14 protein-coding genes and 1 pseudogene are annotated in these 12801 nt (G+C 38.5%); 5 read left to right on the forward strand and 10 right to left on the reverse strand.

Features of this window, described 5'->3' with window-relative positions:
* Positions 1-14: 14 nt before the first annotated feature.
* The 5 genes from HMPREF2634_RS08820 to HMPREF2634_RS08840 form a co-directional block, all read right to left on the reverse strand.
* Positions 15-1340, reverse strand: coding sequence for a hypothetical protein (locus HMPREF2634_RS08820; RefSeq protein ID WP_003025768.1), 1326 nt, complete (start codon positions 1338-1340; stop codon positions 15-17).
* A complete protein-coding gene (locus HMPREF2634_RS08825; RefSeq protein WP_003025771.1) occupies positions 1337-1918 on the reverse strand; it encodes a GNAT family N-acetyltransferase in 582 nt (193 codons plus the stop codon). Before HMPREF2634_RS08825 ends, HMPREF2634_RS08820 begins: the two co-directional genes overlap by 4 nt.
* 336 nt (positions 1919-2254) lie before the next feature.
* Complete coding sequence (locus HMPREF2634_RS08830) at positions 2255-2509, reverse strand: DUF1912 family protein (protein WP_003031233.1); 255 nt, start codon at positions 2507-2509, stop codon at positions 2255-2257.
* 10 nt (positions 2510-2519) lie between these two features.
* Complete coding sequence (locus HMPREF2634_RS08835) at positions 2520-3884, reverse strand: DUF438 domain-containing protein (RefSeq protein WP_057489581.1); 1365 nt, start codon at positions 3882-3884, stop codon at positions 2520-2522.
* A complete protein-coding gene (locus tag HMPREF2634_RS08840) occupies positions 3884-4117 on the reverse strand; it encodes a DUF1858 domain-containing protein (protein WP_003025778.1) in 234 nt (77 codons plus the stop codon). The genes HMPREF2634_RS08835 and HMPREF2634_RS08840 overlap by 1 nt, the downstream gene beginning before the upstream one ends.
* A gap of 312 nt (positions 4118-4429) precedes the next feature.
* On the opposite strand from HMPREF2634_RS08840, the gene HMPREF2634_RS08845 reads away from it, so the two are divergent.
* Positions 4430-5362, forward strand: a complete 933-nt coding sequence (locus HMPREF2634_RS08845) for a nitronate monooxygenase (protein WP_021001367.1) — start codon at positions 4430-4432, stop codon at positions 5360-5362.
* Between the two features lie 290 nt (positions 5363-5652).
* Here HMPREF2634_RS08845 and HMPREF2634_RS08850 read toward each other — a convergent pair.
* Together HMPREF2634_RS08850 and rlmD are read right to left on the reverse strand one after the other, a co-directional pair.
* Positions 5653-6069 (reverse strand): annotated as a pseudogene (locus HMPREF2634_RS08850) (cytidine deaminase).
* A 70-nt stretch (positions 6070-6139) separates the two neighbouring features.
* Positions 6140-7498 (reverse strand): 23S rRNA (uracil(1939)-C(5))-methyltransferase RlmD, encoded by a 1359-nt coding sequence (gene rlmD / locus HMPREF2634_RS08855; RefSeq protein ID WP_021001366.1) that lies wholly within the window; start codon positions 7496-7498, stop codon positions 6140-6142.
* Positions 7499-7554: 56 nt separating this feature from the next.
* Here rlmD and HMPREF2634_RS08860 point away from each other — a divergent pair, with 56 nt between their 5' ends.
* The 4 genes from HMPREF2634_RS08860 to HMPREF2634_RS08875 all read left to right on the forward strand — a co-directional run bounded on the left by HMPREF2634_RS08860 (position 7555) and on the right by HMPREF2634_RS08875 (position 10227).
* On the forward strand, positions 7555-8331 hold the full coding sequence (locus tag HMPREF2634_RS08860) for an aminoglycoside 3'-phosphotransferase (protein WP_003025794.1): 777 nt from the start codon (positions 7555-7557) through the stop codon (positions 8329-8331).
* A gap of 62 nt (positions 8332-8393) precedes the next feature.
* A complete protein-coding gene (gene recX, locus HMPREF2634_RS08865; protein WP_003025796.1) occupies positions 8394-9170 on the forward strand; it encodes a recombination regulator RecX in 777 nt (258 codons plus the stop codon).
* Positions 9171-9256: 86 nt separating this feature from the next.
* Entirely contained in the window at positions 9257-9790 is a 534-nt protein-coding gene (locus HMPREF2634_RS08870) for a nucleoside tri-diphosphate phosphatase (RefSeq protein ID WP_003025799.1), read from the forward strand.
* 119 nt (positions 9791-9909) lie between these two features.
* On the forward strand, positions 9910-10227 hold the full coding sequence (locus HMPREF2634_RS08875) for a DUF960 domain-containing protein (protein WP_041784094.1): 318 nt from the start codon (positions 9910-9912) through the stop codon (positions 10225-10227).
* Positions 10228-10352: 125 nt separating this feature from the next.
* On the opposite strand, the gene HMPREF2634_RS08880 is transcribed toward HMPREF2634_RS08875, so the two are convergent.
* Genes HMPREF2634_RS08880 through HMPREF2634_RS08890 form a run of 3 tightly spaced genes read right to left on the reverse strand, consistent with a single transcriptional unit; the run spans position 10353 to position 12801 of the window.
* Complete coding sequence (locus HMPREF2634_RS08880; RefSeq protein ID WP_021001363.1) at positions 10353-10727, reverse strand: S1 RNA-binding domain-containing protein; 375 nt, start codon at positions 10725-10727, stop codon at positions 10353-10355.
* A gap of 1 nt (position 10728) precedes the next feature.
* A complete protein-coding gene (locus tag HMPREF2634_RS08885) occupies positions 10729-12129 on the reverse strand; it encodes a bifunctional Cof-type HAD-IIB family hydrolase/peptidylprolyl isomerase (RefSeq protein ID WP_021001362.1) in 1401 nt (466 codons plus the stop codon).
* A 39-nt stretch (positions 12130-12168) separates the two neighbouring features.
* Entirely contained in the window at positions 12169-12801 is a 633-nt protein-coding gene (locus HMPREF2634_RS08890; RefSeq protein ID WP_021001361.1) for a response regulator transcription factor, read from the reverse strand.

Raw genomic sequence — 12801 nt, forward strand, 5'->3', positions numbered from 1 at the left:
CTATATAATATAATCTAATTAAAATATCTATTTGAAGCCTCTATATAATATCTCCGTATTAAATATATAATTAATTTACTTAGTCCATAAGCAATAGCTATAGAAGTTAGCAATATAATAAATGAAATCAAAATTCCTGATGCAAAATTTGAAGAAGATTTGCTATAAAATAAAGAGATAAGAAAAACTTTCAATTCATTAATTTGTTCTATTTTTTCATTTTTTATTAGTTGTTTCGTTGATATAGAGGATATTATATTAAATATAAACAATGTATTAAAACTCATCATTTGTACCCAATAAAGATGTTTCTTCATAGCAGGAGTAGGAGACTTTGAATATCCTTTTGGTATTATGGTATTCACTTCTCCTATAAAAGTTGGCAATAACATAGGTAAAAACCACGTTAAGATACCAATCAAATCACTTTCAATCTGATCTAAAAGAATCAAGAAAATTGATACCAAACCAATCAATGCCCAATTTGATAATACCTTTTCTTTATCCTCTCCCCCTCTATCAATTCCTTCGCAAACAATTGTCCAAAAATAAACTGTAAAGGACATAAGCATTAAGTAAACCAATACCTTGCTATCGTTAAGAGAGCTGATTTGAAAAAACATAGATATGTATAAGCATAACGACATAATTGATACACCGTATGCTGTAATATTCGAATTCCAAAATACTCTTCCTGATTGTTTGTGAATTCCATTTTGTTTTTTATAAAACCAAACTGATAAATATCCTCTAAAGGCAGGCAACAGTATGAATAATATCGAAATAAATAAAATAATAAAAATCCACTCTATGGTAACATAGGATATTGGTAACTCATTTAAAAAATTATTAATCTTATTCTCATTGTCTTGTATAATATCTTTAAAAAAATAATATAAAAGAACAAAAAAAGTATCAAATAGATTGAAGACTACAAGTGCACTCCTACTTCTTTGAAGATAAGTTTTAAAGCCTGTAAATCTTTGTTCAAATATCAAAACATAGGTTATAAGCAAGAATAACTGGCAAAAAATAGAAATAATTAGTAACTTCTTGAAATATAGAGCTAATATAGTAGCTATAATGATTGATAATATGAACATAGCCCAATAAACTATTTTAGGTTTTAAATTAATTGGCAATTTATTTAACCTAGCGCTATACCCTAATATTAAGATTCCTATCAAGCCTTCTATTATCCAAATCGGAGATACAGGTAAATAATTATTTGGAACTAAAGATATTAAAAAAACAATAGGTACTAAAAGCAATAAAGAAATTAATAATAAGATTGGAACTAAAGCTATGATGTATGAAAGTATTCTTTTTATTATATTCATTGTTTTCCCTCCCACTCACTCTTCAACAAGCCATATCTCAAATCGTCACAGCGATTGCCTTGGGCATCTTTGCGGTCTCGGATGCGAGCTTCGAGGGTGAAGCCAAGCTTCTCTGCGACTCGTTGACTTTGAAGGTTATAGCCAAAGCAAGTCAGTTCAATCTTGTGAAGACCCAATTCTTTAAAAGCCAGATTAATCAAGGCACGCGCTGCTTCTGTCACAATCCCTTGCCCCCAATAATCTGGGTGAAGCAAATAGCCCATTTCAAGAACATCATCAGCATGGCGATGATTAAAATCAATTGAGCCAATGACTTCATCTGTTCCTTTCAAGCAGATACCATAACCAGACGGTATTTTTTGCTCAATCCAGCGCTTTGGCATAATGTTTTCGAGATAATTTTCCTCTTCTTCCACGCTTTCTGCAGGTGGAAAACCAGCTGGCCAAGTCACCTCTGGCAAACTCGCATAAGCAAAAATCTCTTTAGCATCTGAGACTAGACGTTGGCGCAAATACAGCCGCTCTGTCTCAATATCAGGAAGTTTATTATCTTCAATTTGACCTAAAATATTTATCATAATTTCTCTCCCCATTCCGCTTATAAAAATTCGCCCCTGCCATACATGACAGGGACGAATCACTCCGCGGTACCACCCAATTTCGGGCAGACGCCCGCAACTCTAGCCTTCTTGTTTATCTTTTATTACATCGTTAGCTCGCTTAGATGTATGCCAGTACAACCCGCAACTTGTGGCTTAGTCCTAAAAGTAAACAAAAAAACACCATTATTTCAATTTTAGCCTTAGCAACCAGTTTTGACATTTGTGCGGATTTCTCAGCAGCGCCGCTTTCTGTGACAAATGGGATTCAAAACACCTCTAATGCATTTAGTTTAACATGTTTTCTAGAGAAAATCAATAATTTCTCTGCCCAAAAAGTCCGTCTGGTAGGTCATGAAATCCCTTGCCCTCTTGATAGTTGGCAAATTTCCCTAATAGAAACTGATAAGCATCCAAACGGCTCTCATAACGAATCGCAGCTTCTTTAGCGCGTTCATCTTTATCTTCCTCATAAACTTTCTGACTCTCTTGAAGAGCCATTTCGTTGATTGCCACCTGAGTTTTGACCCAAGCTTCAAAATCCTTTAAAAATTCTTGTTCGTACGTCATCATATACCTTCTAATCTACTCCTCGGTAGAAATCTTCTTCAATATCACGGAAAGGCTGAATATCTTGGACATATTCCAGCACACCTTGAAATTCTCCTGCTTCATCTCGTACTGCCGCATATGTCACATGGACAAATTTATCTCGCGACTCAGATTTGAACCACATAACAAACTTGTCTCGCTTGCCTTCGCGCAATTCCTTAAAAATAAAGCGAACTTTCTCCAAAAACTTAGGCGGGTGGCACAGCTCGACATTGCGCCCCACTTGACTCGGCGTCCGCTTGAAAATCATCTCGTCGGCTGGCACGCTGTCATTATAGTATTGGAAAATATCCTCCTTATTGACAAAGGTAATCTCCATCGGCAGATAATTCAAGATTAGATTTGCCTCTTCCACTGACAAATAGCCCTGTCCAAACGGCTGTTGGGTCTGTCGATCAAAATTGTTTTCTGCCTTTTTCTTTTTTGGTTTAAAGGAAATGGTGACCTGCCCATCAGGCGTCTCAATGACTTGCTGAATAGTACCGTCTGACACCAACTCGTCACGGGCTGCCGCTTCGCTTCCAGTCTTCTCAGCAGTCTCTTTTTCTGCCTCCGTGAATGATTGACGAGCTGGTACCCATTTCTCAGTCGGCTTGATAATCGCATAACCGTAGGCACCACTTTCTTCTGCAATTTTCAACCAATCGTCCTGTGTGAAAGATTCCAGCAAAATCATAAGCAAGATGGACTCTTCCTTGAAAATCATCGCTTCAAACTCAGCTGCAAAATTTTCAAATGTTGCTCGAACTTGCTCGATACCTAGATTGGACAAATCTTCAGCAGCAGTCTTTGCTTCTTGAAAAAGCTCTCGAATCTGGTCGTCCACACCCCACATAACCTTGGGTGGTGAATCGTGACCATATCTCTCCATAATCGGAAACATCAGCTCTTCCTTGCGCTGATAATGAATGTCAAATTGACCGACCAAGCCCAGCTGGCGCATCACCCCCTTTTCCAACTCTGTCTTCATTTCTGCATCATCTGTTTGAGCATAGGTATCAAGGAGGCGCCGGATCCGCAACAGAGCCGCTCTCAGAGCCAGATTTTCCTGCTTAAAAATTTGAACTGGATGTCCTGGATGATCTGTGTCAGCCACTTCTACATTTTTCACTGCTCCCTTAAAAAGATTCGCATGAACATTGCAAAGCGACATAACATCCTCAAAGGTTACACCCGTATCCGAGTTCATCAGTTCGTGCTCCATAAGACTGATCTCAATAGCCGAAACACCTGTAAAATGCTTGTTAAACTGCTCTTGAACCTCTTCTGCTGTTGCACCATGGTGCAAATCCAGCAAAATGGATTTCAAAATCTCAATTCGTTCATCTGCCATTAGTCTAGCCCCACCACTTCATAGCCATTTGCTTCTAATGTCATGACAATTTTATCCATAGGGGTTCCCTCTAACTTAGAACCTTGCTTTAACGACACCTTGCGACCAACCGTATTGCGCATGATTGGATTGGCAAGCGGTTTAAAACCCAGTTCCACCAAAATTTCTAACACTTCTGGGTGCTTGTCAACTACTTCTGCCACAGGAATTGATACATCAATGATGTTGTCCATACTTCACCTCATGAACATTTTTCTATTATTATAACACAAAAAGCGGTTGCTTTCTAAGCAAAATCAACACATTCCTTATCTTTGCCTCATTCCATTTTTTGGAATCAATCATCATCTATAACTATTTTTAATATAGTATAAGTAATTGTTATAATAAAATGATTTTGTATTTTTCACAAATAAAATAATTGATAGCCCCTCTTTTTAAAGCAAAATATTTCACAAACAAAAGAAAATTTATTAAATCACGGATTTGAAAACGTTTTTATAATCGTGATATAATAATTTCAAAAACAGGATGAAGGAGATAGTATGTCTATTACAACTTTATTAAACATCAAATATCCAATTTTTCAAGGTGCTATGGCGCAAATTTCTCACTATCAGTTGGCTGCTGCTGTTTCAGAAGCGGGTGGCTTGGGGATTATTGCTTCAGGTAGTATGACTGGCGACCAATTGCGCGAAGAAATTCGTGAATTGCGTAAACTCACAGACAAACCATTCGCTGTTAATGTGATGCTGATGCTGAAAAATGTCGAAGAGCTTGTGAATGTTATCATCGAAGAAAAAGTTCCTATTGTGACAACTGGTGCTGGCACCCCTAAATTTATTCTGCCTGCTCTCAAAGAAGCAGGTATCAAGGTTATTCCGGTCATTGCCAGCGTGAAACATGCTAAAAAAATGCAAGAATTAGGTGTTGACGCTGTTATCGCTGAAGGATCTGAATCGGGTGGTCATATCGGTAGCACCAATACCATGGCTTTGCTGCCACAAATTACTGATGCAGTTGATATTCCCGTGATTGGTGCAGGAGGTATTGCAGACGGTCGCGGGCTTGCTGCTGCTTTCGTTTTAGGCGCACAAGGAGTTCAACTCGGTACGGTATTTCTCGCATCAGAAGAATGCCCAATCGCTGAAAGTTATAAAGAAGCAGTTCTCAAGGCAAATGATACAGATACAGCTGTCACAGGCAGGAGGGCGGGTGCCCCCGTTCGTTGTATCCGAAACGAAATGACAGACCATTATATAGAACTTGAAAATAAAGGTACCAGCCGTGAGGAACTGGAAGAGATTACTATTGGAGCTCTCTCAAAAGCTGTATATGACGGAGACACAAAAAACGGCTCCATGATGTGCGGTCAAATTGCTGGTATGATAAAAGAAATCCGACCATGCAAAGAAATCATTGAAACAATCGTCTCAGATGCACAAAAAGCATTGGAAAACACAGAGATTTCCTTGTAAAATCGAAAAAACTTGTAGAAAATGATCTCTACAAGTTTTTCTATTGCTGAAGTAGTTGAAAATATTTGTGTTTCATTTTACTGCTCAACTTCTGTCGCCTATTTGTCATCTGCCTTAAACTAGGCTCACTCATGAACAAGTCATTCTATCCCATTTACCAAATGCTATAAAATATCAATAGCATTGCTACAGGATACCTTCTTTGCAATTTTTACATCCTGATTCTTTGAACTTTCGTTGTTAGAAAGTGCCTCGTATATTATTCTAACATACAGTAAAAGTGTTTCATATCATTTCCCGTCATTTTCAGTACGTTCTTGTCCCCACCAGTAAGGCATGAGTTCTCCCAAAGTAATCGTTTCGCGTTTTTCAAAATCCAACATAAACTCCAGATGACGATTTTCAGGATTCAACTCCATTAGAAATTCTCTACACGCCCCACAAGGCATACCAGAACATCCGCCATAAGGCGGTTTATCACGAAAAGCCAATACTCGTTTCATTTTTGTCTGTCCAGAATACTGATACATATTAAAAGCTGCTGCCCTTTCAGCGCAGAGATGAAAAACACCACATTTATTGATAGCAACTTCGTTGATTTTATCTGCAACCTCCAACAGCCCTCAAGCTGTTGGAGCAAAGAAAAAGCCGGTATAAATCTTTCCATCCTCTGCTTCAATAGCTGCTACAACATGATTAGCGTACACAAAGGGTGATACCTCATGCGGATTATAGAGCTACTTAGCTTCTTCATACATTTTTTCCCAAATATCCATTCTAAGCCTCTTTCCTTATCAACTTCACTACAGCCTCGGTCCTAGCTGTGTGCGGAAACATATCCACCGATTGGATATAATGGACATCATAGATCTTGCTTAATTGCACCAAATCTCTGGCTAGACTAGAGACATTACAAGAGACATAAACCATTTTCTTTGGTGCATAACGAACAATCGTTTCAAGCAGCTTATCATCTAAGCCAGTCCGTGGCGGATCCACAATCAAAGCATCTGCCCGATAGCCTTCCTTATACCAACGAGGAATAATGCTTTCAGCAGTCCCAGCTTCATAATGAGCATTGTCAAATCCCATTTTCTTGGCATTTCGCTTAGCATCCTCAATAGCTTCTGGTATAATATCCATGCCACGAAGAGACTTCACTTTTTTAGCAAAAGCAAAGCCAATCGTTCCCACGCCACAGTATGCATCAATCAAATGATCTTCCGAATTGACATCCAAGGCCTTAAGTGCTTCACTGTAAAGCACCTCTGTTTGCTCTGGATTGAGCTGGTAAAAAGCCCGAGGCGATAAGGAAAACTCGTAATCCAAAACACCTTCTTGAATTGTCTCTTTTCCCCAGATAATTTCCGTCTTATCTCCATAAATTTCACTTGATTTTGTCGTATGGTAATTGACCGCCACTGTTTCTAATTCTGGAAATTCTGCTGTTAAATCTCGAATGACTGGAGAGAAGTCCAACTTCTTTCCCGTAACAAAAATCATCTGCACCTGTCCCGTTTTCCGAGCCCTGCGAATCATGACTGTCCGAACGCCGGCTCTCCTGCGCTCATCATAGATAGGAAGATTGTACTTTCCCAAAAGGAGAGCCACTTTATTGATGATTTTCTGCGTTACTTTATCTTGAACCAGACAATTTTTCAAAGAAATCAGATAATGAGAATTCTGCGCATAAAGCCCTGCTTTGACTTCATCTCCTAATTTCCGTGTCTGAAATTGAAGCTTAGCCCGATAGTAAAGTGGTTCTTGCATTCCAATCGTTGGACGAATCTCGTAGTTTTCATAACCAGCTGGTGCAAATTTTTTCAAAGCCTGACGCAGCAGATCTGTCTTAAATTCTAACTGTTTGTCATAATGCAAGTGCATAATCTGGCAGCCCCCGCATTTTTCATAAATCTCACAAGGAGGCTCTACTCGATACTTAGAGCGTTTGTTAATCGTCAACAGTTTTGCTTCGACAAAATTACGCTTAACCGTCATGATTTGACAAAAAATATCCTCACCTTTTAAAGCACCTGGTACAAAGACCAATGTCTTTTTATAAAATCCAATCCCTTCCCCGTTGATTCCCATTTTTTTGATTTTCAAGGGGATTTTTTGTTTTACTTTCAGATTCATAAGCCTATTATACCATGCCAACACGATAATGTTGAGAATATGGTACAATAATCAGTATGAAAAAAGAAAAAGTAACTCTCACAATTTCTCAATTCCCAGAAGAATTACGAATATATACAGAGAAAGCCACTTTGTATGACAGTTCTTCCCACTCAGGCGCAACCGTGCTTTATCTAGACACAGGCTACTATCTTAAAATAGACCAAAAAGGAAAGCTAGCACGAGAGGCACAATGTGCTAAATGGTTTGACAAACAAGGGCTCGGTGTTCCTGTCCTGACATACATCAGCCAAGACAAGGACTACTTGCTCACTAAAGAAGCCTCCGGCATATCAGGATTGGAAGTGCTAGACCAACCAGAAGTCCTCTGCCAAACCATGGCAACAGCGCTAAGACAGCTCCATAACCTCCAACCAGTCCACTTTCCCACAAACTCACTTCTAAAGAACTATATTCAGCTAGCGGAAGAGAACTATCAAAAAGGGCTTTTCTATGAAAAAGCTCTCCTGCCACAATTTCAGATTCGCAGTCGAGAAGAGGCTTATCACCTCATTCAAAAGCTAGGGCACTTGCTGACTGAAGAAGTCTTTATCCATGGAGATGCCTGTCTTCCAAATTTTATCTTCACTGATGCCAGTCATTTTTCCTGCTTCATTGATGTTGGGCTATCTGGATTTAGTGATCGCCACATTGACCTTTATTGGGCTATCTGGTCACTGACTTATAATCTAGGCAATCCAAAATATGGCGACCTATTTTTGGACTACTATGGTCGAGAAAATATCAACTCCGAGAAATTACGACTTATCGCAGCTTTTGAAGCATTTGGCTAATAGTCACACTCACTATCCCATCATTAGCTCCAAATTTCACACAAGTTATCGAAAGAATGATTATGAAAATCACTAAAATTGAAAAGAAAAAGCGTCTCTATCTTTTAGAATTGGACGAAACTGACAAACTTTACATCACTGAAGATACCATCGTTCACTTTATGTTATCAAAAGGCATGAACATCAGTGAGCAAGAATTAAAAGAAATTCAGGACTACGCACAGTTTTCTTACGGAAAAAATCTAGCTCTATATTATCTTTCTTTCAAGCAAAGAACTGTCAAAGAAGTGCGGGATTATTTGACAAAACACGGGATTTCCTTAGATACCATCGAGAAAGTGCTAACGATTCTCATAAAAGATAACTGGATAGATGACAGACAATATGCTTATTCCTTTATTCATTCCAATCTTCTATCTGGTGATAAAGGTGCTTTTGTCCTCAAGCAAAAATTAGCTCAAAAAGGTATCACAGCTCCTATTATTGATGAAGAATTATGCAAATTTGATTTTACAGAAGTAAGTCAAAAAGTTGCTCAGAAATTACTCAAAAAATATCAAGGGAAGCTCCCGACAAAAGCACTTCACGATAAAATCTTACAACAGCTCATCAATAAAGGTTTTTCCTATGAAGAAGCAAAAGTGGCATACCAAAACCTCACGATAGAAGATGATGATGGAAACCAGCAAGAATTGCTTTACAAAGAATTAGACAAACAATACCGCAAGTATTCTAAAAAATACGATGGCTATGATTTAAAACAACGGCTCACCCAAGCACTCGCACGCAAAGGCTACGATTTTTCTGATATTGCTAGCGCTCTCAGAGAATATCTATAAAAAATGTAAGGTTTATTTATGTTTTTTCATGAAAATATGTTACAATAAGAGCGATAACCTGATTAATTGTAGAAAGTTGGTAGAAGATGAAGCTTCCAAAAGAAGGCGACTTTATTACAATTCAAAGTTATAAGCATAATGGAAGTCTGCACCGCACTTGGCGCGACACCATGGTACTAAAAACAACAGAAAACGCCATTATTGGTGTCAACGACCATACCTTGGTCACAGAAAGTGACGGGCGGCGTTGGGTGACACGCGAGCCAGCTATTGTCTATTTTCATAAAAAATATTGGTTTAACATTATCGCTATGATCCGCGAAAATGGGGTTTCCTACTATTGCAATCTAGCCAGCCCCTATTATCTTGATGCAGAAGCATTAAAATACATAGATTATGATTTAGATGTCAAAGTCTTCACCAATGGTGAAAAGCGATTGCTGGATGTAGATGAATACGAGCGCCACAAGCGGCAAATGAACTATTCCAATGATTTAGATTACATTCTCAAGGAGAATGTGAAAATCTTAGTAGACTGGATTAATAATGAGCGTGGACCTTTTTCACAAGCCTATGTCAATATTTGGTACAAACGTTATGTAGAGCTAAAGAATCGCTAAAGTTGCCAAGGGACCTCTGGTCCTTTTTGATTTTCAAAGAACAATTTCTTGCAATTCAAGCTTATTTTATGTATCATATAGAAAATCCTTTGATGAATGAGCACAGAAAGGAAGAAACGATGGCTTTTACAAATACACGTGGACGTTATGCCAGCTTTGGCGTTGTAACCAGTTTACCAGATGATATCGTTGACAGCTTTTGGTATATTATTGACAATTTTCTAAAAGGTGTGTTTGAATTAGATGAACTTCTTCGATTTGAACTCATCAACAACAAAGGAAAAACGACTTTTCAATTTTCACAAGAGAGCCTAGCGACTGTTGTCACTTTTGATTTTAATGACGCTTTCGATCCATTTTTTCCACGAGAAATCTTTGTGACTGACAATAATGGTAAAGAAACTATTATGCTGCCAGATGAGTATACCTTGATGTAATGGTATATTAAGTAGAGCATATGTGATGATACAACCACTCCTTAATGTATGAAAACACATAAAAGCCCTCATAGAACCATTCTATTGAGGGCTTTATATTGAGTATTTAAAGTCTGCTTTGATGCTTATTCATCAGTTTCTTCTTTTGATTGATTCAGAAAATCCATTGCTTCCTTGGTCCAAGTCGGCAAATTTTTAGCGAGCGGTGCAAAACCAATCTTGTAACGGTCATTTGAAAAGCGATGGCGTTTAGGCAAATGATGCTTCTCTTCTTCCAGAGTTCTCATTGACAAACTAGCCTTACCCGAAAATTCATCATAGTCCATCACTTGCACCAAGACCTGATCGTCAACATGCAGAATTTCGTGGATATTTTCGATATAGCCTGTCCGAATTTCTGAGATATGAATCAATCCCATGTCACCCGTTTCTAGTTCCACAAAAGCACCATAAGGCTGAATACCGGTAATTCGGCCTTTTAGTTTTTCACCAATTTTCATTTTAATCCTCAACTTTAATGGTTTCAATCACAACATCTTCCAGTGGTTTATCCATTGCACCAGTTTCAACTGCTGCAATCTTATCTAACACTTGATAAGAAGCTTCATCTAATAATTGCCCAAATACAGTATGCCTGCGATCCAAATGCGGCGTTCCACCTTTGCTTGCATAGACTTCAGCAATCGGTGCTGGCCAACCACCTCGTTCCAATTCCTTTTGTGCATAAGGGATCTTGCTATTTTGCACGATGAAAAATTGACTGCCATTTGTATTTGGACCAGCATTAGCCATTGAAAGTGCTCCACGGATATTGTACAATTCTGGTGAAAATTCATCCTCAAACTTTTCACCATAAATGGATTCGCCACCCATGCCCGTACCAGTTGGGTCACCACCTTGAATCATGAAATCCTTGATAATGCGGTGGAAAATCACGCCATCATAGTAGCCATCCTTTGACAAAGCGATAAAATTCGCTACTGTCTTCGGCGCTTGCTCTGGAAATAGTTGAATTTTCAAATCTCCGTGGTTGGTTTTAATAGTCGCTTTCGGACCTTCTGTTTTTTCAATCGTCACTTGCGGAAAATGCAATTCTTTTTCTACCATTCCTAACTCCTCTAAGGCATAAAAAATGCCGTCTTCTTCTACTGTTTTTGTCACAAAGTCAGCCTTTGCTTTGATCTTTTCATGGGAAATCCCCATAGCAACGCTGATACCTGCATAATCAAACAACTCTAAGTCATTGAGTTCATCTCCAAAAACCATCACATTCTCAGGCTTCAACCCTAGATGCTCCACAACTGTCGCAACTCCAGATGCTTTTGAACCATTTGTTAGAACTACATCTGATGAATGCGGATGCCAGCGAACCAATCGTAGATGTTCTTCTAACTCTTTAGGCAATTGCAAGCTATCTCCAATATCTTCAAATGTCCACATTTGATAAACGTTGTGATCTTGATAAAAATCCGGCTGAATAGGTAAATTAGGATAAACAATATCAATGGCTTCATCAATAAGCGGTGTTCGCGTCGAAAGCGCTGCCTCATGACTACCAACGAGGCCAAAGTCAATCCCAACTTCCTTCGTCCACGCAATGTATGCCTCCACCATTTCCTCGGGAATGACATGCTGGACAACTACATTTCCTTTTTTATCCTCTACATAGGAACCATTTAAAGTGACAAAGAAATCCGGCTGCAATGCTTTCAGCTCTGGAACTACACCAAAAATCCCTCTCCCTGAAGCAATTCCTGTCAAAATTCCTTTTTCTTTTAGCTGTTTAAACACCGTTTTGATAGAGTCCGGAATATAGCCAGTCTCTTTCACTCGCAACGTATCATCAATATCGAAAAAGACGATTTTGATTTTTTTGGATTTATATTTTAATTTTGCGTCCATAATCTCCCTCTAGGAATTATTCTGCTTTCTATTATACCACTAAATGTCATCTTGTGGGACAAGGTGATGTTGGAAAGCATAAACAACAGCTTGTGTACGATCGCTCACTTCTAGCTTTGATAAGATATTGGACACATGTGTTTTCACTGTCTTTAAAGAAATAAATAATTCATCTGCTATGCGTTGATTTTCATAACCTTTTGCCAGTAGTCCTAAAATATCTCGCTCACGCGCAGTCAAATCTTCGTGCAATTCAATATGATTTCGATGATATTCCACTTTTTGGCTGACCTCTGTTTCAATGGCAAGTTCACCCTTAGCTACTTTTCGGACAGCTCGTAAAATATCATCAGCACTAGATGTTTTCAGCATATATCCTTTAGCACCTGCGTCTAAAACCGGATAAATTTTTTCATTATCCAAATAAGAAGTCAAAATGAGAATTTTAGCTTCAGGCCATTCTTTCAAAATAGCAAGTGTCGCTTCAATCCCACTCATTTCAGGCATAACAATGTCCATCATAATCACATCCGGGCGCAACTCCAAAGCTTTTTCAACTCCTTCGCGACCATTTGAAGCTTCTGCCACTACATCCACATCGTCTTGTAAATCCAAATAACCTTTCAAGCCAAGTCGTACCATTTCATGGTCATCTACTAATAAAATATGCAT

This window comes from Streptococcus sp. HMSC034B03 (genome assembly GCF_001838575.1).
GTDB classification, from domain to species: Bacteria; Bacillota; Bacilli; order Lactobacillales; family Streptococcaceae; genus Streptococcus; species Streptococcus anginosus.